This is a genomic window from Kitasatospora sp. NPDC030952, from assembly GCF_055571335.1.
On record NZ_JBVIFM010000044.1, the window covers coordinates 1 to 20,143 of the forward strand.

19 protein-coding genes are annotated in these 20,143 nt (G+C 74.3%); 6 read left to right on the forward strand and 13 right to left on the reverse strand.

What is annotated here, in order from left to right:
* Nucleotides 1-102 precede the first annotated feature (102 nt).
* Together ACZ47G_RS38855 and ACZ47G_RS38860 are read right to left on the reverse strand one after the other, a co-directional pair.
* Nucleotides 103-1,341 (reverse strand): CynX/NimT family MFS transporter, encoded by a 1,239-nt coding sequence (locus tag ACZ47G_RS38855; RefSeq protein WP_465751111.1) that lies wholly within the window; start codon nt 1,339-1,341, stop codon nt 103-105.
* Between the two features lie 98 nt (nt 1,342-1,439).
* A complete protein-coding gene (locus ACZ47G_RS38860) occupies nt 1,440-2,171 on the reverse strand; it encodes a FadR/GntR family transcriptional regulator (protein WP_465751113.1) in 732 nt (243 codons plus the stop codon).
* Nucleotides 2,172-2,538: 367 nt separating this feature from the next.
* Between ACZ47G_RS38860 and ACZ47G_RS38865 the strand changes: the two genes are divergently transcribed.
* The 5 genes from ACZ47G_RS38865 (at nt 2,539) to ACZ47G_RS38885 (ending at nt 7,101) form a co-directional block, all read left to right on the forward strand.
* A complete protein-coding gene (locus tag ACZ47G_RS38865) occupies nt 2,539-3,864 on the forward strand; it encodes a sensor histidine kinase (protein WP_465751115.1) in 1,326 nt (441 codons plus the stop codon).
* A complete protein-coding gene (locus tag ACZ47G_RS38870; protein WP_380452592.1) occupies nt 3,855-4,499 on the forward strand; it encodes a response regulator transcription factor in 645 nt (214 codons plus the stop codon). Before ACZ47G_RS38865 ends, ACZ47G_RS38870 begins: the two co-directional genes overlap by 10 nt.
* Before the next feature lie 19 nt (nt 4,500-4,518).
* Nucleotides 4,519-5,262: a DUF4097 family beta strand repeat-containing protein gene (locus tag ACZ47G_RS38875; protein ID WP_465751117.1), complete on the forward strand. Its 744-nt coding sequence runs from the start codon at nt 4,519-4,521 to the stop codon at nt 5,260-5,262.
* A 404-nt stretch (nt 5,263-5,666) separates the two neighbouring features.
* Nucleotides 5,667-6,377, forward strand: coding sequence for a class I SAM-dependent methyltransferase (locus tag ACZ47G_RS38880; RefSeq protein WP_465751119.1), 711 nt, complete (start codon nt 5,667-5,669; stop codon nt 6,375-6,377).
* 19 nt (nt 6,378-6,396) lie between these two features.
* A complete protein-coding gene (locus ACZ47G_RS38885; protein ID WP_465751121.1) occupies nt 6,397-7,101 on the forward strand; it encodes a hypothetical protein in 705 nt (234 codons plus the stop codon).
* Between the two features lie 131 nt (nt 7,102-7,232).
* On the opposite strand, the gene ACZ47G_RS38890 is transcribed toward ACZ47G_RS38885, so the two are convergent.
* The 10 genes from ACZ47G_RS38890 to ACZ47G_RS38935 form a co-directional block, all read right to left on the reverse strand.
* Complete coding sequence (locus tag ACZ47G_RS38890) at nt 7,233-8,213, reverse strand: hypothetical protein (RefSeq protein WP_465751123.1); 981 nt, start codon at nt 8,211-8,213, stop codon at nt 7,233-7,235.
* Nucleotides 8,214-8,229: 16 nt separating this feature from the next.
* Nucleotides 8,230-9,063 carry an HAD family hydrolase gene (locus ACZ47G_RS38895; protein ID WP_465751125.1) on the reverse strand — a complete coding sequence of 278 codons (834 nt, stop codon included), beginning with the start codon at nt 9,061-9,063 and terminating at the stop codon, nt 8,230-8,232.
* Nucleotides 9,060-10,334 (reverse strand): serine--tRNA ligase, encoded by a 1,275-nt coding sequence (gene serS / locus ACZ47G_RS38900; protein ID WP_465751127.1) that lies wholly within the window; start codon nt 10,332-10,334, stop codon nt 9,060-9,062. The genes ACZ47G_RS38895 and serS overlap by 4 nt, the downstream gene beginning before the upstream one ends.
* 564 nt (nt 10,335-10,898) lie before the next feature.
* Complete coding sequence (pheA, locus tag ACZ47G_RS38905) at nt 10,899-11,834, reverse strand: prephenate dehydratase (protein WP_380452605.1); 936 nt, start codon at nt 11,832-11,834, stop codon at nt 10,899-10,901.
* Between the two features lie 131 nt (nt 11,835-11,965).
* Nucleotides 11,966-13,240, reverse strand: coding sequence for an iron uptake transporter deferrochelatase/peroxidase subunit (efeB, locus tag ACZ47G_RS38910; RefSeq protein WP_465751130.1), 1,275 nt, complete (start codon nt 13,238-13,240; stop codon nt 11,966-11,968).
* Between the two features lie 44 nt (nt 13,241-13,284).
* Nucleotides 13,285-15,360: a copper resistance protein CopC gene (locus tag ACZ47G_RS38915; RefSeq protein WP_465751132.1), complete on the reverse strand. Its 2,076-nt coding sequence runs from the start codon at nt 15,358-15,360 to the stop codon at nt 13,285-13,287.
* Between the two features lie 13 nt (nt 15,361-15,373).
* On the reverse strand, nt 15,374-15,874 hold the full coding sequence (locus ACZ47G_RS38920; protein WP_465751134.1) for a copper chaperone PCu(A)C: 501 nt from the start codon (nt 15,872-15,874) through the stop codon (nt 15,374-15,376).
* Nucleotides 15,871-16,548, reverse strand: coding sequence for an SCO family protein (locus ACZ47G_RS38925; RefSeq protein ID WP_465751136.1), 678 nt, complete (start codon nt 16,546-16,548; stop codon nt 15,871-15,873). The genes ACZ47G_RS38920 and ACZ47G_RS38925 overlap by 4 nt, the downstream gene beginning before the upstream one ends.
* An 82-nt stretch (nt 16,549-16,630) precedes the next feature.
* Nucleotides 16,631-17,386, reverse strand: coding sequence for a YcnI family copper-binding membrane protein (locus ACZ47G_RS38930; protein WP_465751138.1), 756 nt, complete (start codon nt 17,384-17,386; stop codon nt 16,631-16,633).
* Between the two features lie 204 nt (nt 17,387-17,590).
* Nucleotides 17,591-18,406: a hypothetical protein gene (locus ACZ47G_RS38935; RefSeq protein WP_465751140.1), complete on the reverse strand. Its 816-nt coding sequence runs from the start codon at nt 18,404-18,406 to the stop codon at nt 17,591-17,593.
* Nucleotides 18,407-18,635: 229 nt separating this feature from the next.
* Here ACZ47G_RS38935 and ACZ47G_RS38940 point away from each other — a divergent pair, with 229 nt between their 5' ends.
* Nucleotides 18,636-19,262, forward strand: a complete 627-nt coding sequence (locus tag ACZ47G_RS38940) for an ATP-binding protein (RefSeq protein WP_465751142.1) — start codon at nt 18,636-18,638, stop codon at nt 19,260-19,262.
* Between the two features lie 67 nt (nt 19,263-19,329).
* Here ACZ47G_RS38940 and ACZ47G_RS38945 read toward each other — a convergent pair whose 3' ends face one another.
* A complete protein-coding gene (locus ACZ47G_RS38945) occupies nt 19,330-20,046 on the reverse strand; it encodes an LPXTG cell wall anchor domain-containing protein (protein WP_465751144.1) in 717 nt (238 codons plus the stop codon).
* Nucleotides 20,047-20,143: the final 97 nt, after the last annotated feature.

Below are 20,143 nucleotides of genomic sequence, written 5' to 3' on the forward strand. Positions count from 1 at the left end.
CGCCTGGCTCCACACCTACAATCACCACCGCGGACACACCGCACTCGCAGGCAAACCACCCGCCAGCCGCATCCCCAACCTCACGGGACAGAACACCTAGCCCTACAGGGTCCGGTTGCGTCCGGCCCCGAAGCCGGCCGCGCCGACCACCAGGACCAGCACCAGCATCAGCACCAGGGTGGCGTCCCAGCCGCCGGTGAGCTGGTGCAGCGCGCCGGCGCCGACCGGGCCGGCCGCCGCGACCAGGTAGCCGATCGCCTGGGACATGCCGCCCAGCTGGGCGGCGCCGGCCGCGGTGCCGGTGCGCAGCACGATGAAGGCCAGGCCGAGGCCCAGCGAACCGCCCTGGGCCACACCGAGGACGGCCGCCGTCGCCCAGGCACCGGAGACCGGCGCGACCAGCAGCATCGCGATGCCGAGCCCGTTCAGGGCGGCCATGGTGACCGCCAGGGCGCGCTGGCTGGTCATCCGGCCGGCCATCAGCGGCACCAGGAAGGCGCCGGCCACCTGGACCAGGTTGGAGAAGGCGAAGACCAGGCCGGCCTGGCCGCGGTCCATGCCGTGGTCGGCCAGGATGGTCGGCATCCAGGCGACCAGGGTGTAGACGAGCAGCGACGAGATGCCCATGAACAGGCTGATCTGCCAGGCCAGCGGGTGCTTCCAGAGGCCCTCGATCGGCTTGGCGGGCCGGGTCGCGGTGGTCACCGCCGCCTTCTCCTGCCGGGAGCGCAGCACCTGCGGCAGCCAGGCCACCGCGGCGACCAGCGCGAGCAGCGACCAGGCGCCGAGCGAGGCCCGCCAGCCGCCGCCGAGCGCGTGCTCCAGCGGGACGGAGGTGCCGGCCGCGAGGGTCGCGCCGACCAGCATGGTGGTCGAGTAGACGCCGGTCATGGTGGCCGCGCGGTCCGGGAACTCCCGCTTGACCAGGCCCGGCATCGACACGTTCAGCACCGCGATGGCCACGCCGATCACCACGCAGCCCGCGTACAGCGCGAACACCGAGGGCAGCACCCGCAGCAGCACGCCCGCGCCCAGCACCAGCACCGCGCCCAGCACGACCCGCTCGGCGCCGAACCGGCGGGTCAGCCGGGGGGTGAGCGGAGCGCCGACGCCCTGGAACAGCACCGGGACGGTGGTGATCAGCCCGCTCGCGGTGGCGGACAGCCCGAAGGTCCGCTGGATCTCGGCGACCATCGGGGAGACGGCGGCCAGGCAGGCGCGCATGTTCAGCGCGACCAGCAGGATGCCGGTCAGCAGCAGGGCGGGGTGGGCCAGCCGGGCGCGGACGGGGAGCGGGGCGGGAGCGGTGACAACCGGCTGCTGGGCACGGGTGACGGCCATGGGTGTGCTGTTCTTTCCGTGGATCAGGGGTGGTGCGGGCACGGCGGAGGGAGGCCTCCACCGGCCGCGGGGAGGACGGAAGGGGGGCTCGCGCCGTCCTACTTCCGGGCCGCGATGGCCGCGAGCAGCTGCTCGACGGCCGCGGTGGGCTCGGCGAGCAGCGCGCGGCACGCCGTCTCGGCGCGGTCCGGGTCGCCGCTCTCGATCGCGTCGACCAGTGCCTCGTGGGTGGCCACGACCGCCTCGGGCATCTCGTGGTCGCCGAACGCGGAGGTCATCGCCTCGCGCACGGAGGCGCCGAAGTAGTGGTAGACCTCGGCCAGGGCCGGGTTGTGCGCGGCCTCGACGACGGCGGTGTGGAACTCCAGGTCGTGCTCGACGGTGGCCTCGCGGCTGGCCCGCTCGGGGTGCTGGGCGAAGACCTCGGCCTCCCGGGCCAGCGCGGCCCGCATCCGCCGGATGTCCTCGGGGGTGTGCCGCAGCGCGGCCAGTCGGGCGCCCTCGGTCTCCAGCGCGGCCCGGACCTCCAGGACGTCCCGGATGCCCGAGCGCTGGACGCCGCGCAGCACCGCCGCCGGGTCGCTCGTGGACCGTACGAAGGTGCCCTCGCCCTGCCGGGAGACCAGCATTCCGGCGTGCACCAGCACCCGGATCGCCTCCCGTACGGTGTTCCGCCCGACCTGCAGCTGTTCGGCCAGCTCGTGCTCGGTGGGGATCTGCGAGCCCACCGGCCAGGCCCCGTCGGCCAGCTGCTCGCGCAGCCGGTCGATCGCGGTGTCCACCAGGGAACGCCGCCCGGCCGCCTGCAGGCCGTTGCCGCCGCTGCTCATACCGGGCCTCCCTTCGCACACCACTCATCGGCCGTCGGTCATCCTACAACCACTTGCCCGGTCATCCTACAACTGGGGATGAACGCCCGGTGGCCGCCACCGTCTCGCTGCCGGTCGCGGTGGCCGCCACCGCCACGCTGCCCGTCGACCGCGGGGGCACCCCCCTACCCCACGATGTCGCACCGGGCGGCGCCGGGTCGGCAGCGTGAACCCACCGGCCGAACGGGGGGTAAACCCTACCCCCCGCCGGTGGGCTCTCCTCGCTGTCGACGGGTGGTCGGGTTGGGTACCGTCCCCTTGTCGAATCGAGGTGCGGACGGTGACCTGGTCGCCGCCCGCACCGCCCACGAGAGCGGGTCCGAAGCAGTTGACCGAGAACATCGTCGGCCGTGCCACCGGCAGAGCCTGGACGGGCGCCCGGCCACCCCGCGAGGTGGTGCCGGGCAATCCGCTGCGTGCGCTGGCCTCCCCCGTCCTGTGGTGGGCGTCGATCCACCTGGTACTCGACGGTCTGGTGGCGCTGGCGGGACTGGTCGTACTGGTCGTGATGGTCGCCGCCGTCTGCCTGGCGCCGGCCGGCCTGGTGGGCCTGCCGCTCACGGTGGCGGCGGGGTGGGCGCTGTTCCGGCTGGCCGCCGTCGAGCGCGCCCGGTTCGCCGTGACCTGCGGGCTGGAGCTCGACGAGCTGCCGGTGCCGGTCTGTTCCTGGCGGCTGGCCAAGTCGCTGCAGTCGCTCGTCCACAACCTCTGCACCTGGCGGCTGATCGGCTACTTCGTACTGATGATGCCGGTGGCGGTGGTGACCGTGGTCGGGGTGGCGCTGACCTGGGCCGTGCCGCTGACCATGGTGCTGCTTCCGGCCTACTACCGGGGCCTGCCCGGCGGCCAGGCCCAGCTCGGGCCGTTCGTGGTGGATTCCCTGCCCCGGGCGCTGCTGGTCGCGGCGGTGGCGCTGCTGGTCGGCGCGGTCCTCTCCCCACTGGTGGTCAAACTCCTGCTGGCGCTGGACACCGCGCTGGCCGTCGCACTGCTCTCCCGGCCCCGCGGCATGGAACTGGAGCAGCGGGTGACCGAGCTGACGGAAAGTCGAGCCCGGGTGGTGGACGCCGCCGAGGCGGAGCGCAAACGGATCGAGCGGGACCTGCACGACGGTGCCCAGCAACGGCTGGTGGCGATGTCGATCACCCTGGGCCGGGTCAGCTCGCGGTTGAAGAAGTCCGGTGACCACGAGACCAACAAGCTGGTCGAGGACGTCCGGCGGGAAACCCTCAGCACCATCGCCGAGTTGCGCAACCTGGCCCGTGGCCTGCACCCGCCGGTGCTGACCGACCGCGGCCTGGAGGCGTCGCTCTCCGCCGTCGCCGCGCTGGCTCCGGTGCCGGTGCGCCTTGACGTCCTGGTGGAGCCGCGCCCCTCCTCCGCCATCGAGGCGGTCGCCTACTTCACGGTGACCGAGGCGCTCACCAATGTGGCCAAGCATGCTCATGCGACCCGCGCTTGGGTGGAGATCCGGCGGGAGGGCGCCCGGTTGGACGTTACGGTTGGCGATGACGGGCGTGGCGGAGCCGACCTCGCGGTCGGCACGGGTCTGACCGGTCTGGCGGACCGGGTGTCCGGGGTGGACGGGCGGTTCCGGATCAGCAGTCCGGTGGGTGGACCGACCGTGATCGAGGTGGAATTGCCGTGCGGGTAGTGCTGGCCGAGGACTCCGCGCTGCTGCGCCAGGGCATCGAACTGCTGCTCAGCGAGCAGGGGATCGAGGTGGTCGCCGCGGTCCGCGACGGGGAGCAACTCCTGCGCGCGGTGGCCGAACACCGGCCGGACGCCTGTGTGACGGACGTCCGGATGCCGCCCACCTTCCTGGACGAGGGCCTGCGCGCCGCACTGGCGGTACGTGCCCGCTGGCCGGAGACCGGCGTCCTGGTGCTCTCCAACTACGTCGAGGAGCGCTACGCCATCGACCTGGTCAACTCCAATGACAACGGGGTCGGTTACCTGCTCAAGGACCGGGTGTCGGACGCCGAGGAGTTCGTGGACGCGCTGCGCCGGGTCGCCGCGGGCGAGACCGTCCTCGACCCGGAGGTGGTCAAGCAGTTGCTGGCCGGCAGCCGGCAGCGGGATCCGCTGTCCACCCTGACGCCGCGCGAGCGGGAGGTCCTCACGGCCATGGCGGGGGGCCGTTCCAACGCCGGGATCGCGGCCGATCTGGTGATCGGCACGGCGGCGGTGGAGAAGTACATCCGCAGCATCTTCGTGAAGTTCGATCTGCAGCAGGAGGCGGGAGACCACCGCCGCGTGCTCGCCGTTCTGCGCTACCTGGGGGCTTGAGATCAGTACCACACCGAAGATGCGCCGCGGATGCTTCCTCATGGGGCTGGCCGTCCTCGTCGCGGTCGTCGCCGTGGCCAGTTGGGGTGTGGTCGCCTTGCTTCCGGTGCAGCACCCGTACAGCGGCAACTGGCAGCAGGACGCGGCCGGCGCCGGCCAGGTGACGGTCCGGACCGACGGACTCGGCGTGACGCTCGACCAGGACGGCTCCTCGCAGGTCACGGTGGCCATGGACGGCAGCTACACGGGCCGTGTCCCGCAGGTCTCCGTCTCCCGGTCCGGGTCGGACGTCACGGTCACCGCCGGCTGCTCCGGTGACTGCTCGGGGCACCTGCGGATCACGGTGCCGGCCGGCCTGGCCGCGCAGGTGAGCACCGGGGACGCCGGGATCCAGGCGAAGGGCCTGACCGGCCGGCTGGATCTGACCACCGGGCTGGGCGGGGTCGAGGTGGACCAGTCGTCCGGCCCGCTGACCGTGCGGAGCGCGAACGGCGCGGTGACCCTCGCCGACAGCAGCGCCCCGAACGCCGAGGTGATCACCACCGACGGCGCGGTCAGCGCCTCCTTCACGGCGGCGCCCGCCTCCCTGAAGGTCACCACGGGCTACGGCGGGGTCGACCTCAAGGTGCCTCACGACGCCACCTACCACGTCGACGCGCAGAGCTCCTGGGAGGCGCCGAGCGTCTCGCTGCCGAACACCGCCACGGACGCGCCGCACAGCATGGTGGTGAAGACCACGCGCGGCCGCATCACGGTCCACTGAGCACACCCGTGCCGCGAACGACGGTGGCGTCCCCGGGATCTCCCGGGGACGCCACCGTCGTTCGGGCGGTCAGCCGGCGACCGGCGAGGGGTCGACGACGATCTTCGCGTGCCGCTCCGGCTCGCCGATCAGGTCGAGGGTGATCCGGCAGAGCGAGGGTGATCCGGCGGAGCGAGGAGCCACCGCCGGTGCGCGGGCGGTTCATCGGGACTGACAGGTGGGTTATCCCTACCCCGGTTCGGTGGGCTGGCAACGTGTCCGGCCCGGCCGAACTGCTGTTGGCTGGAGGGCAGTTGGCCGGTGCTGGTCGGCGCAGGCGCGCCGCCCCGCAGCGCCACCGCGAACCACCGGTGAAGGCCACCGGCCTTCCGCCCCACGCCGACGACCGACGTTGGAGAAGAACCATGCGCCACCCCTCCTCACCCCTGCGCGCCCCGTTCGGCAAGGCCGGCATCTGGGCCCTTGCCGGCGCCTCGGCCGCGGCCGCGGCCACCGCCTGGTGGGTGACCGACTCCGCGCCGTACCCCTACGCGCAGCACCGGCTGCTCGACCTGCCACTGCCGTTCCTGTCCTGGGAGCGGCTGGCCGAGCAGCTCCAGCCGCTGCCGGGCGAGCGGATGCTGGAGATCGGTCCCGGCACCGGGCTGCAGTCGCTCCAGGTGGCGCCCCGGCTCGGCGCCGACGGCCGGCTGGACATCGTCGACATCCAGCAGGAGATGCTCGACCACGTGATGCGCCGGGCCGCCGGATCCGGCCTCGACACCATCGTCCCCACCCTGGCCGACGCGCGCGAACTCCCCTTCGACGACGCCACGTTCGACGCCGCCTACCTGGTCACCGCGCTGGGCGAGATCCCGGACGTCCCCGCCACCCTGAGCGAGCTGCGCCGGGTCCTCAAGCCGACCGGTCGCCTGGTCGTCGGCGAGTTCTTCGACCGCCACCAGATCCGCCCGGCGGCCCTGGCCCGGCACGCCAACGCCGTCGGCCTGCACGTCATCCGGCAGTCCGGACCGGCCCTGTCCTACTTCGCGCTGCTGCGGCCGTGCACCTCGGGCTCCGACGGCCGACCGCACGCCGGTGCCGCGGACCGGCGTGCGGCCACCATCGGCGCCTGATCGGGACTGGAGAACCATCGTGAACCATCCCGGCATCCGGCGCGCGGCCGAGAGCGAGTGGGGCCCGCTCTACCGCCGGGCGCGCGCCCGGCTGCGGGCCAGGGGCGCCGCCGCACTGACCCTCACCGTGGTCGCCAGCTGCCTGGTGCTGCTGTTCGCCGCGGTCGACCAGTTCCCGAGCGGGGCGGCCTTGGTCTCCCGGATAGGCGTGGTCCGGGCCACCGAGCCGTGGGACGTCGCCCTGCTGCGCCTCCCGGTCTCGATCTTCGTGCCGGCCCTGGGCCTGCCGGTCTGGGGGGCGCTGGCCCAGGTGTTCGTGGTCTTCGCGACCGCCGAGCTGACCCTCGGCCCATGGCGCACGCTCGCCGTCGGGTACGCCTGCTCGCTGGTGGGCACCTGCTACGCGCGCTTCGGGGTGTCCCGGCCGCCCGGCCACCTGCTCCACCTGCCCGCCGCATTCGCCCAGGTCCGGGACACCGGGCCGTCGGCGGCCGTGATCGGGCTGGGCCTGCTGGTCGCCTGGCGGTTCGGGGCGCGCTGGACCGCGCTGGGCGTGGTGCTGCTGACGGCCGCGATCACGGCGGTGGACCCGGAGTTGGCGGGTTACGAACACATGGCCGCGCTGGTGACCGCCGCCTTGCTGCTGCTCGCGGACGGGGTCGCCCGCCGGCTGGCCGCCCGCGGTGCGCACGGCTCCGCCGTCGTGGCGCCCCGGCCGCGGTGAGCTGACCGGCGACCGGGCGGCGACCGGGGCGGCGACGCGCACGCCCGGCCGACCGGCTCGCCGCGACCGCGCGGGCACCACTCGACCAGCTCCGCTCGACCAGCTCCGCCCGACCAGCTCCGCTCGACCGGTCAGTCCCGCTGGTCCGGTTCCCGCAGCACGAGGAGTTCGACCGGCCCGTGGGCCTCGCCCGGTGCCCGTCCGGTCAGCTCGGCCAGCGCCTCGCCGGGCGTGAGGCCGAGGTCGTGGGCGGTGTGCAGCCGGGCCAGCCACTCACGGGCTGTCCGGTACCGCTCCGGGTGGTCGAGCACCGCCAGGTCGAGCGGTTCGAAGCTCGCCGCGTGCTCGCTGTCGCAGGCCCACAGGTACCCGAGCGGCCCGTACCCGTCGGAGACCGGCAGGTAGCGCACCGGGGTCGCCGTGGTGCGCCGGTAGCCGATCCGGCCGTGGCCGGGCGCGTGGACGAACTCCCGGTACCGGCCTGCCAGTTCGAAGCGGGACCAGGTGTCGGACGGACTGCCGTCCGGTTCCTGGCGAGGGAGCACGCCGGTCGTGGTGGGGGTGCCGAAGGAGGTCGGCTCCTCGGGGGTGGTCTCCCGGCCGAGCGCCTCGGCCAGTCCGGCCAGCACGGCCGCCAGCCGGGGCGCGTTCGCCGCGTGCACGGCGGGCTGCGCCCGGCCCCGCAGGTCGAAGGGCAGCCAGGCGTCGGAGTACGTCACCAGCTCCACCTGGGCGGAGCGGCTGTCCGCGCCGGCGGACAGCCGGAACAGCCCCGCCGCGGGCGCGGCCCCGCCGAGCCGGCCGGGCCCGCCGTCGAGCAGCCCCGGCACGGTGCACCAGGCGTCCGCCGAGCCGTACGGGCCGGGCGGCAGCTGTCTGGTGAGGGCGCCCCGGTACAGCTGGGCGTTCGGCCGACCGGTGTCGCCGAGGGTGAGCCGGACGTCGGGCTCGCCGACCGCGAGCCGCTGCCCGGCCAGCGCCGTCCAGCCGGTCCGCAGGTCCCGCAGACAGCGGGCGAGCAGGTCGGAGTCGAGCGGGGCGGGGCCGAGCGGGTCGGGGGCGTCGAAGGCCCCGCTCCAGGTCCACCGGGCCACCGGCGTGCTGGTGATCACCGCGGGCCCCCGATGCTCAGCGTTCCGGGTAGAGGCGTTCCAGGACGACGGCGACGCCGTCCTCGTCATTGCCCGCGGTGACCTCGTCGGCGACGGCGAGCAACTCCTCGTGGGCGTTGGCCATGGCCACGCCGTGCGCGGCCCAGCCGAACATCGGCACGTCGTTGGGCATGTCGCCGAAGGCGATGGTGTCGGCGGCGCGCACGCCCAGTCGGCGGGCCGCGACGGCCAGGCCGGTGGCCTTGGACAGGCCCAGCGGCAGCAGCTCGACCACGCCCGCGCCGGCCATCACCACGCCGACCAGGTCGCCGGCGGCGCGCCGGGCGGCCTCGGCGAGGGCGTCGTCGGTCAGGCCGGGGTGCTGGATGTAGAGCTTGCTGACCGGGGAGGCGAGCAGCTCGCCGCGCTCGACCCGGACGACCGGGAGGTCGGAGCCGATCAGCAGCTCGTAGCCGGGGCCGGCCAGCACCTGGCCGTCCAGGCCGTCCTGGTTGGCGGCGATGGCCAGCGGGCCGGTCTCGGCCTCGATCTTCTCCAGGGCGACGGCGGCGAGCCGGCGGTCCAGGGTGAGCGAGGTGAGCAGCTTGTGCGCGCCGGCGTCGTAGACCTGGGCGCCCTGGCCGCAGACCGCTATCCCGGTGTAGCCGATCTCGTCGAAGACCGGGCGGGCCCAGACGGCCGAGCGGCCGGTCACGACGATGTGCAGCGCGCCCGCGCCGGTGGCCGCGGCCAGGGCGGCGCGGGTGCGCTCGGAGACGGTCTCCGCGCTGGTCAGCAGCGTGCCGTCGAGGTCGGTGGCGACCAGCCGGTAGGGCAGGTCACCACCGATCGGGTGTGCGGTCGAGGTCACTTGACCGGCTCGAGGACGGTCCGCCCGCCGAGGTACGGACGCAGCGCCTCGGGCAGGACGACCGAGCCGTCGGCCTGCTGGTGGTTCTCCAGGATCGCCACGATGGTGCGCGGGACGGCGACCAGGGTGCCGTTCAGGGTGGCGAGCGGGCGGGTCTTGCCCTCCTCGCGCATCCGGATCGACAGCCGGCGGGCCTGGTACTCGGTGGTGTTGGAGGTCGAGGTGACCTCGCGGTACTTGCCCTGGGTCGGGATCCAGGCCTCGATGTCGAACTTGCGCACGGCCGAGGAGCCGAGGTCGCCGGAGGCGACGTCGATCACCCGGTACGGCAGCTCCAGCGCGTTGAGGAAGTCCTTCTCCCACTGGAGCAGGCGGCGGTGCTCGTTCTCCGCGTCCTCGGGCGTGGTGAAGACGAACATCTCCACCTTCTCGAACTGGTGGACGCGGATGATGCCGCGGGTGTCCTTGCCGTAGGTGCCCGCCTCGCGGCGGAAGCAGGACGAGTAGCCGGCGTAGCGCAGCGGCAGCTTGTCCGCCTCGATGATCTCGTCCATGTGGTACGCCGCCAGCGGGACCTCGCTGGTGCCGACCAGGTACTTGTCCTCCTCGGGGAGGTGGTACACGTTCTCGGCGGCCTGGCCGAGGAAGCCGGTGCCGTCCATGGCGGCCGGGCGGACCAGGGCCGGGGTGATCATCGGGATGAAGCCGGCCGCGGTGGCCTGGGCGATCGCCATGTTGACCAGGGCGAGCTCCAGCAGCGCGCCGGGACCGGTCAGGTAGTAGGAGCGGGCACCGGCGACCTTGGCGCCGCGCTCGGTGTCGATCGCGCCCAGCAGCTGGCCGAGTTCGACGTGGTCGCGGGGCTCGAAGCCCTCGGCGGCGAAGTCGCGCGGGGTGCCGATCTCCTCCAGGGTGACGAAGTCCTCCTCGCCGCCGACCGGGGCGGCCGGGTCGATGAGGTTCGCCAGGGAGCGGAGCAGGCGGTCCGCCTCCTCCTTGGCCGCGCTCTGCTCGGCGTCCGCGGCCTTGACCTCGACGGCCAGTTCCTTGGTGCGCTGCAGCAGGGCGGTCTTCTCCTCGCCCTTGGCCTGGGCGACCTGCTTGCCGAGCACCCGCTGCTCGTTGCGCAGTTCGTCGAAGCGGCTGCCCGAGGACCGGCGTCGCTCATCGGCGGAGAGGAGGGCGTCGACGATGTCGACGTCCTCGCCACGGACGCGCTGCGAGGCGCGCACTCGGTCAGGGTCCTCACGGAGCAGGCGAAGGTCAATCACAGGCCCAAGCGTACCGGGCGGGCGTTCCTCCACCGGTACCGGTTTTCCCCTGGGGATAACTCACCGGATCCTGTGGATAACTCCTGTGGGCAACGCGCGGGGTCCGGGTCGGGGGCGGGTTATCCACAGGTCTGGCGGGGCGCCTGTGGATGAGAGCGGATGATCGGCGTCCGCAGATCGAAACCAGGGAATTGTGCTTTCAAACCTCAATGAACCTTCTCGGGTGAGGGAATTGAAGCACTCGCACGGGTGATTTGCAGGCAACCGGGTGACTCTGGTCCGATAAGTCATCTCTGCGACGCAAACCGATGGTCCGACCAGTTCTGGGCAATGGCTATACCGGTTTGTCGACTCATCCCCAGGCCTGTGGATAACTCTCGGCTGTGGACAGTGCGGAGGCCTGTGGACAGCGGCCCCCGGAGTCGGACGTTCCTGTGGATGACGGTACGGTCACCCGCCGCACTTGATCAGTCCGGTCGATAGCGGTCGATAGCGGTCGGAAAAGGCCGGAAACATGCGAGACGGCACTCAGGCGTGGTGGATCATGCGCGGACCGGGCCGGGATCAGATCTCCCCGCGCCCGTCGAGCGCGCGGGAGAACCAGTCCGCCGCCGCGGCGAAGTCCTCGTCCGAGGTCCCCGGCCGGCGGTGCTTGGAGGTCTGCCGGTCCGCGCGCGGATAGGAGCCGAGGAACCGCACCTGCGGACTGATCCGCTTGAGCCCCATCATCGCCTCGGCCACCCGCCGCTCGGACAGGTGCCCCTCGCAGTCGATCAGGAAGCAGTAGCTGCCCAGCCCCTCGCCGGTCGGCCGGGACTCGATCCGCATCAGGTTGACCCCGCGCACCGCGAACTCCTGCAGCAGTTCCAGCAGCGCACCCGGGTGGTCGTCCGGCAGCCGGACCACCATCGAGGTCTTGTCCGCCCCGGTCGGCGAGGAGACCCGCCCCGGGCGGCCGACCAGCACGAACCGGGTGGTCGCGCTCTGGGCGTCCGCGATCTCCTTGACCAGCGGGTCCAGCCCGTAGATCGGCGCCGCGAACTCGCCCGCGAACGCCCCGTCGTACCGGCCCTCGGCGACCAGCCGGGCCCCGTCCGCGTTGGAGGCGGCCGACTCCCAGACGGCGTCCGGCAGGTTGGCCGCCAGCCACTTGCGCACCTGCGGCTGGGCCACCGGGTGACTGGTCACCGTCTTCACCCCGGACAGCTCGGTGCCCGGCCGCACCAGCAGCGCGAAGGTGATCGGCAGCAGCACCTCACGGTAGATCATCAGCGGTGCGCCGGAGGCCAGTTCGTCGTTGGTCGCGGTGACGGCGCCCTCCACCGAGTTCTCGATCGGCACGAACGCCCCGGCGGCCTCCCCGCCGCGCACCGCCTCCAGCGCCAGCGCCACCGAGGACAGCGGCACCAGCTCCCGGGTCGCCGCCTCGGGCAGGGTGTGCAACGCCGCCTCGGTGAAGGTGCCGGCCGGACCGAGGTAGGTGTAGCGGGTGGCCGACATGACGCCTCCGTGAGTGAACGGGAGTGGTACCGGGGCAGGGTGGTGCCGAAGCAGCCACCATAACGATTCCGCGGCCCCGGCCGGAAAGCGTTCCGCAGGCCGGGACCGCTCCCCGGGACAGCTCCCCGGGACTACCCCTCCAGCAGCTGCTGCCCGAGGTACCCTCCGGCCGGCACCCCCGGCGGGACGGCGTACAGCCCGCTCGCCTCGTGCCGCAGGAAGCGGGACAGCCCGTCGCCCCGGGAGAGCTTGCGCTGCACCGGGGTGAAGCCCTTGCGCGGGTCGGCCTGGAAGGCGAGGAAGAGCAGCCCGGCGTCCGGCGAGCCGTCGGGCAGCGCCCCGTCGTGGTACGAGAAGCCGCGCCGCAGCATCGCCGCCCCGCCGTTGCCCGCCGGGGCGGCGACCCGGACGTGGGCGTCGGAGGGGATGGCCAGCGCCCCGTCCGGGCCCTGGGCGGCGAGGTCCACCGGGGTGCCCTCGCCCGAGCCGGCCGGCGCGCTCAACGGCGAACCGTCCGCCTTCCGCCGCCCGATCACCCGCTCCTGGCGCTCCACCGGCAGCTCCTCCCAGTGGTCCAGCAGCATCCGGATCCGCCGGAACACCAGGTACGAGCCCCCGGCCAGCCAGGCCGGCTGGTCCCCGCCGGCGGTGCAGAACACCTTGGCGGCGAAGCCGTCCTCGCCGGGCTTGGGGTTGTTGGTGCCGTCGATCTGGCCCATCAGGTTGCGCCCGGTGATCGGCCGGGCGGTGGCGCCCGGGGTCCGGGCGAAGCCGGCCGACTGCCAGCGCAGTGTCGCGGTGCCGGCCGCCAGCTTCTGCAGGGTGCGCAGGGCGTGCACCGTCACCAGCGCGTCGTCGGCGCCGAGCTGGACGAACAGGTCGCCGTCGCCGCGCGCTGGGTCCAGTGCCTCGCCGGGGAAGGCGGGCAGCGGTTCGAGGGCGGCCGGGCGGCGGTCGGCCAGCCCGGTCTTGTCGAACAGTGCGGCGCCGAGGCCGAGGGTGAGGGTGAGCGAGCAGGGTCCGGCGTCCAGGGCGACCTGGTTGTCGAACTCCTCGGCAGGCTCCCCGGCGGTCAGCCGGTCGACGGCCTTGGTCCAGCGTTGCAGCAGGCTGCGCAGCCCGTCCCGGCCGGCGCCGTCGACCAGGTCGAAGGCGGCCAGCTGGACCCGGGCCTGCTGGGGTTCGAGGATGCCGGCCTGGTGCTCGCCGCGGAACGGCACCCGGCCCGCGCCGAGGGCGCCGCCCGGTGCCTCGGGGTCGGCGCCCGGCCGGCGGTCGTAGGCGACCGCCCCGGCCACCCCCGCCCCGGCGCCGGCCAGCAGTCCGGCGCCGGCCGTGCCGAGCAGCGCCCGCCGGGTGAAGCCCGCCGGGGCCGCCCCCTGCTGTGCCGCCGCGTCCTGTGCCACGGCTTCCTGTTCCACCGCTTCCTGATCCACCGCGTCCACCGCGCTCACCCGACCTTGAACTGCTGGGTCGGGGTGGTCTGGTCGATGTCGGAGGAGCGGATCTGCACCGAGACCACCCAGGTGCCGCCCAGCGGCAGCTGCGCGGTGCCGCTCCAGCGGCCGGTGCCGTCGGGGGTGAGCGCGACGGGCAGCGGGCCGAGGTCGCGGTCCGGCAGGGTGAAGGCGAGCTGCACCTCGGGGACGTCCACCGGCTTGCCGTCCGCGCCGTCCAGCGCGAGCTTGACCTCGTTCGGGCCGGTCCGGGCCGGGTTGAGGGTGACGGTCGCGATGCCCTTGGCGTTCGGCGTCCGGCCCTTGGTGTCGTACGGCAGCTTGAGCTCCACCGTGCGGCCCGGCTCGGTCTGCGGGGCGGCCGCGGTGCCGCCCGCCACCGGGGCGGTGTTCCCGGCCGCCTTGACCTCGCCCGCCACCCGCCCGGGCGGGGAGTTGGTGAGCATCGTGGTGACCACCAGCACCGCCACCGCGACCAGCGCCTCGACCAGCACCGAGCGGCGCAGCCCGGCCCGGGTCGGGGTGAGTCCGCGCTCGCGCCCGGCGCTCGCCGCGGCGGCCCGCTGGCGCTCCAGCTGGGCCCGTCGGACCGGGTCCTCGCCGTGCGCCGCGGCGCCGACCGGCTCGGGCACCTCGGCCCGCTCGACCTCCGCCGCCTCGGCCGGGGCCGAGCGCAGCCGGGCCAGCCAGCTGCGGGAGATCCAGGCGACGCCCAGCATCACGACCACGCAGCCGCTCTTCACCAGCAGCAGCTTCCCGTACTCGGTGCCGGTCAGCGCGCTCCAGCTGCCCAGGCCCCGCCAGGACTGGTAGATGCCGGTGCCGGCCAGCACGGCCACCGAACCGAAGGCGATCTTCGAGAAGCGGTCCACCACCTCGGCGCCGACGCCCTCGCGCAGGGCGACCAGCAGCGAGGCCAGGCCGCCCAGCCAGAGCGCCATCGCGATCAGGTGCAGGATGCCGAACGGGAGCGCCAGCCAGACCTGGATGCCCACCGAGGCGTGGTCGGCGCCGACCCAGGTCGCCGAGAGCGCGACGGCCAGCAGCAGTCCGGCCACGCCCAGGCCGAGCCGGGTCTCGCGCTGCGGCCGCTCGGCGGCCCGTTGCTCCAGCGCGCGCAGCTCGGCGGCCTCGGTGGACTCCGCGTCCTCGGTGTCCTCGGTGGACTCGCCCCGGCCCTGCCCCTCGGCGGCCGTCGCGGAGACCGGCTGCGACGGCTGCCCCAGCTGCCCGACCAGCAGCGACAGGAAGATCCCGGCCGCGGCGAGCAGCAGCAGTCGGGCGGCCAGCGCGGTGCCGATCCGCTCGTCCAGGGTGGCGCGCACCAGCGACAGGTCGAGGGCCTGCCCGACGCCCGAGCCGCGCTCGTACGGGCCGCGCAGCATCAGCACCGCGACGGTGGAGGCCAGCAGCGCCGTCCAGCCGGTCATCAGCAGCCGCTGCACTGGTCGCCGGGCGGCGCCGGCCGGCCAGCAGACCAGCACGAAGGCGGCGACCCCGGCGAGCAGCGCGAACGCCGCGTAGGCGACGGTGCGCCCGGTGCCGTACAGGGCGGCGACCAGGCCGTCGGCCTTGGCGCCCTGCAGCGCGGTGGTGGACACCGAGGTGTCCGAGGGTGCGCCGATGGAGAAGGTGAACGCCCCGCCGACCGGGTGCGAGTCCTCCGAGACGGCCCGCCAGGCGACGGTGTACGTGCCGTTGGCGAGTCCGCTGTTCAGGCCGACCCGGGCGGTGTCGCCCTTGCCGTCGGCGTGCGCCGGGTTGCCGGTGTCCACGGCCTTGCCGGCCGGGTCGAGCACCCGGACGGAGTCCCCGGACAGCGAGACGCTCTCGCTGAAGGTCAGGGTCACCGCCGCCGGGGCGGTGGCGACCACCGAGTTCTGCGCCGGGTCGGTGGCGTCCAGGGTGGCGTGCGCGGAGGCCGGCGCGGCGCCGGCGAGCATCAGCGCGAGCAGCGCGCCGAGCGTCCCCAGCGCCGCGGCGATCCGCCGGGGGAGGGTACGGGCGCGGGCGGTCCGGCGGCGGACCGACCGGGGGTGGGCGGTCCGGGGGTGGGCGGCCTTCTCCATGCTGGCGGGTCCCCTAACTCTGGCCTGGGCGGTAGGTGAGCTCCTTGACCGGCACCTTGACGGTGATGGTGCCGGACTTGGCGAAGGTCAGGTCGAGCTCCAGCTCGTCGCCCAGGGCGGGGGCCTTCTGCCAGTCCATGATCATCAGATGGGTGCCGCCCCGGGCGAGCTGCAGCGCGCCGTGCGCGGGCACGTCCAGGCTGCTCACCTGCTCCATGGTCGAGGCGGTCGAGCGGTGCATGGTGACCGACCCGGCCTCCGGGCTGGTCACCTTGAGCAACTGGTCCGGCCCGCCGTCGTTGCGCACGGTCAGGTAGCCGGCGCCCATCCCGCCGGCCGGGGGCAGCGGGATGTAGGGGTCGGCCACGCTCAGCTTCGCCGGACCGGCGTCGGCCCGGCCGCCGCCCTGGTCGCCCGTCCCGCAGGCGGCGAGTATCGCCCCGCCGCCGAGGACCGTCGCCAGCACCGCCCCGGCCAGCGCCGAGCGGCGGAACCGCCGGTTCGCCGGGATCACGCCGCGACCCCCTTGGCGAGCAGCGGCAGGTCGTGCTCGTAGGTCTTCTCCTCGGTGCCGCTCATGTAGAGCACGTGCGCCTTGTCGTCCGAGGGGAGGAAGGCCAACACCTGGGCGCCGTGGGTGGAGGTGACGGTGCCGTCCGCGTTGACCACCGGGTCCTCGATCATGATGCCCAGCGACCTGGCGGCGGTCTTCACCTTCCCCAGGTCACCGGTGAGGCCTATGAAGTCGGTGCCCATCGAGTCCAGCCAGGTGCGCAGCACCTTGGGGGTGTCGCGCTGGGGGTCGGTGGAGACGAAGACGACGTTGACCTTCTTCCGGTCCTCCGCGGAGAGCGCCTTCATCGCCACGCCGATGTCGCCCATCGTGGTCGGGCAGACGTCCGGGCAGCTGGTGTAGCCGAAGAACAGCAGGGTGGCCTTGCCGTTGGTCTGCTGCCGCAGGTCGTACGGCTGGCCGGAGGTGTCGGTCAGCTGGAGGTCGGGCTTCTCGAAGTTCTTGGCCAGCTTGGTGCCCTGGTACGGGGTGTCGTCCTTCTGCTGGGTCACCTTGGCGGCGGTCGAGCCGCCACCGGAGGAGCCGCAGGCGGACAGGGTCAGCGCGGCGGCCAGGGCGAGCGCGGCGGCGCCGGCCAGCCGGGTGGAGCGGGACGTGCGGGTGGTGCGGGGCATGGTGGATCCGATCAGGCGCGATGGACCGCCGGCGGGGCCGTACCCGGTACGGGTGCGGGGTACGGCCCCGCCGGCGCGGGGGTCAGGAGGCGGAGCCGCTGTTCTTCCGGCGCAGGCCGAGCACGCCGACGGCGGTGCCGATCACGCCGACCACGATGCCGACCACGCCCAGGGTGCGGGCGGTGCTGTCGCTGGACTTGGCGTCGCCGGAGGCGGCGGCGTGGTCCGAGCTGTCCCCGTGGGCGCCGGCGGCCGGGGAGGCGGAGGCGGTGACGCCGTGGCCGTCACCGGCGGCGGCCTTGGTGAGCTTCAGGGTCGGCGCCGGGTGGGCCGGCTCGGGCTGGCCGGCCTGGGCCTCGTCGATCCAACGGACCACGTCGCCGTTGTCGTAGGTCTGCAGGGCCTTGAAGACCATGCTGTCGGCGTCGGTCGGCAGCGCGCCGAGCGACAGCCTGAACTCCTGGAACTGGCCGGGGGCGATCTTGGTGCCGGCGTCGGCGGTCCAGGTGATCTTGGAGGCGGCCTCGGTGACGTCGCTGCCGTGCACCTTGATCGGCTTGTCGAGCTTGGCCTTCTCGACGGTCGCCGTCCAGCCCGGCATCGGCAGGGTCCGGACCGAGGCCAGCGGGTGGTCCATCGGCAGGGTGACCTCCAGCTTCACCGTGCTCGCCGTGTCGCTCTCGTCCGGCACCTGGAAGTTGACCGTCGCGTAACCGCCCTGGGCGGCCGAGCCCGGGTTCACGGTGACGTGCGCGAAGGCCGGGCCGGCCAGCGCCACCACGGAGGCGGCGGCGGTCAGGGCGACGGCGGCGAGACGGCGGGTGGGAAGGGAACGCATGATGGGGGGTCTCCGATCGGAGCTCGGCGGCCGGCCGTACCGGGCGACGGGGGAACCGTGCCTCGGCGGCGCCGCACACGCGGACGTGGATGGGGGCAGAGCCAGGGGCCGCCGTCGCTGTGGGAGGACGGGAACGACCCGGACACCGCGCACCTCACCGGGACCCGACCGGCACCCCACCACGGGGTGCACGGGAACACCGGATCAGTACGCGAGGACCCCGCACGGCGGACCGCGCCGCACCACGCTGTGCCGCAGCACCGCACCCGCGGAGAGCCGGCTACCGCCGCCCCCCGCCCCGAACCCGCGGACCGGACCGGCCGCGCCGAACAGACCGCGCAGCAACGCGGCCACCAGCACCAGCGCCCACCGCAGCGGCGCCGCCCAGTGCTCCCGGGCCGCCGACGCGGCCACCCGCACCAGCCGCCACAGCGCCGCCTCGCCGCGCCGCAGCCACCAGCCCGCCACCAGCGCGGCGACCAGGTGCCCGGCCAGCATCGACGGCGTCATCCCCAGCACGCCGCCCTGCCACCACGGCGCGGCGGCGTACGCGTGCGGATCCAGACCGGCGGAGGACACCAACTGCTCCGGCGAGGTGCCGACCGGCAGCCCGGCCAGCGTGCCCGGCCGGGCCTCGTTGCAGATCAGCCGGCCGGCCGCCTGCGGCATGCTCATCGGGACGCCGTCGGGCATGCCGTGGCCGCCGAAACCGTGGAACAGGCAGTGCAGCCCCAGCTGCCCCGCGCCCAGCGCACCGGCGATGGCCGCCAGCGAACGCTCCCGTCCACCGCACGCCACCGCGAGCACCAGCACCGCGGCGAAGCCCGTCGCCAGCGCGACCGGCGGCACGTTCCCGCCGCCCGCCAGCGCGTGCCCGGCGGCCGCTATCAGCGTGCACACCACCGCGAACGGGACCGCCCGGGCAAGCCGCAGGTCCCAGGCGGCCCCCACCGGCGGAGCCGGCTGGGCCCGCTCGAAGACAGGGGTGCCCTGGAAGGGGGCGGAGGGGAGGGCAGTCATGGCCGGGCCATCATCTCATCGCGTACACCGCCGACACGGGCAGGGTGGGAAATCCCTACGAATGCCCCGTTCGGCCGCGGCGTGCAGGACCACGAGCGCGCCGTTCGGCACAGACCCCGTCCCCAGTCCATCCGCCGAACGGGCGGTAGCCGCCCCCGGTCACGGTTCACCGCCGAATCGCCCGGAGATACCTAGTTGTATGTGGAGCCGCAGCCAGGAGGGACCTCCCGTGGACATCTGGTGGACTCTGCACCTCAAGCGCGACCCGGCCAGCGTTCCGCTGGCCCGTCGCATCCTGCTCGGTGCCATGGCGACCGCGGGCGTCGACCCCCAGATCGCCGACGACCTCGGCGTCGCCATCACCGAAGCCTGCGCCAACGCCGTCGAACACGGCGCCACCGGCCGGCCCGACGACGGCTTCCAGGTCACCGCCTCCATCAGCGGTGACCGGCTGCGGATCGAGGTCACCGACTCCGGCCCGGGCCTGCCCGCCCCCAGCGCCCCGCCCGTCCGCCGCCCGGCCCCCCACCCCGCCGGCAGCGCCCGCGCCCCCCGCCGCTCCCGCCGCGCCCGCGCCACCGTCCCGGCCCGCGTCCTCACCGCCCACCGCCCCCGCCGCGACGGCCACCCGTACGACACCCACGTCCTCCCCCACCGTGCCCCGGCCCCCACCCTCCGCCCGGTCGACCTGGACGCCCTCCCCGACCTCACCGCCGAATCCGGCCGCGGCCTCTTCCTCATCCACGCCCTCACCGACCACGTCCAGCTCCGCAACCACCCCCTCCGGGGGGCCATCGTGAGCTTCGACAAGATCCTCAAGTGGCAGGACGACGCGCTGCTCCGCGTCGCCTCCTGACCGGGGCCGGGGCCGGGGGGGCTTCCTCGTCGACGCCGGTCTGCCGGCCGGGGCGGGCCCGGGGTGGTCAGTCGGTGGTGGGGCGGCGGCGGGTGAGGAGGAGGAGGGTGGCGCCGAGGAGGAGGGTGGTGGTGCCGGCGATGGCGAGGGGGCGGGTGGCGGTGCCGGCGCCGGTGTCGGCGAGGTGGGCAGGGGCCGGGGTGTGGTCGGTGGGGGTGCGGTCGGTGGCGGTGAGAGCGCCCGGGTAGGTGGCGGTGAGCTGGGGGCAGGTGTACTTCTTCGCCGGGGCGGAGCCGCTCGGGAGGACCTCGGACTTGGCGGTGAAGGTGAGGCGGTGCTCGCCGTGCGGGGCTCCGGCGGCGGCGCGCACGGTGAGGGTGAGCTTCTGGCCCTGGGGGACCAGGTAGCCGCCGGTGTTGACCGGGGTGCCGGTGACGGTGAGGGGCCTCCAGGCGCCGGCTCCCGCGCGGAATTCGAGCGGGAGGCTGCCGGCCTCGGCGAGGGCGACGGTGGTGGCGAGCTGCTTGACCGTCGCGGTGCTGGTGTTGGTGAAGGTGACGGAGAGTTCGCCCGCGGTGTCGGTGGCGCCGGTGACCGGGATCGGGTCCTCGGTGGTGCCCTCCGGGCACTCGCCGGGGGTGGCGGAGGACGCGGGGGTGGACGGCGCGGTCGAGGGGGTGGCCGACGGGGTGTCGGCGGCGTGGGCGGGGGCCGTGGCGAGGGCGACCGGACCGGCGGTGAGCACGAGCAGGGTGCAGGCGGCGGGAAGGCGGGCGGGACGCATCGGCGGGCTCCAGCGGTGGGGTCGGGGTTCGCTCTCCGGGGGAAGACCACCGAGGGGCCCGAACGGTTGTCCGCGCCCCTCGGTTCATGTGGCGGAG

Coding starts and splice junctions, on each gene's coding strand:
- pheA (WP_380452605.1), bottom strand. CDS start 11,834: ATGTCGGCCACCCGCTACACCTACCTCGGTCCGGCCGGCACCTTCACC.
- ACZ47G_RS38935 (WP_465751140.1), bottom strand. CDS start 18,406: ATGACTGCCCTCCCCTCCGCCCCCTTCCAGGGCACCCCTGTCTTCGAG.
- ACZ47G_RS38930 (WP_465751138.1), bottom strand. CDS start 17,386: ATGCGTTCCCTTCCCACCCGCCGTCTCGCCGCCGTCGCCCTGACCGCC.
- ACZ47G_RS38855 (WP_465751111.1), bottom strand. CDS start 1,341: ATGGCCGTCACCCGTGCCCAGCAGCCGGTTGTCACCGCTCCCGCCCCG.
- ACZ47G_RS38875 (WP_465751117.1), top strand. CDS start 4,519: ATGCGCCGCGGATGCTTCCTCATGGGGCTGGCCGTCCTCGTCGCGGTC.
- ACZ47G_RS38860 (WP_465751113.1), bottom strand. CDS start 2,171: ATGAGCAGCGGCGGCAACGGCCTGCAGGCGGCCGGGCGGCGTTCCCTG.
- ACZ47G_RS38945 (WP_465751144.1), bottom strand. CDS start 20,046: ATGCGTCCCGCCCGCCTTCCCGCCGCCTGCACCCTGCTCGTGCTCACC.
- ACZ47G_RS38925 (WP_465751136.1), bottom strand. CDS start 16,548: ATGCCCCGCACCACCCGCACGTCCCGCTCCACCCGGCTGGCCGGCGCC.
- ACZ47G_RS38915 (WP_465751132.1), bottom strand. CDS start 15,360: ATGGAGAAGGCCGCCCACCCCCGGACCGCCCACCCCCGGTCGGTCCGC.
- ACZ47G_RS38880 (WP_465751119.1), top strand. CDS start 5,667: ATGCGCCACCCCTCCTCACCCCTGCGCGCCCCGTTCGGCAAGGCCGGC.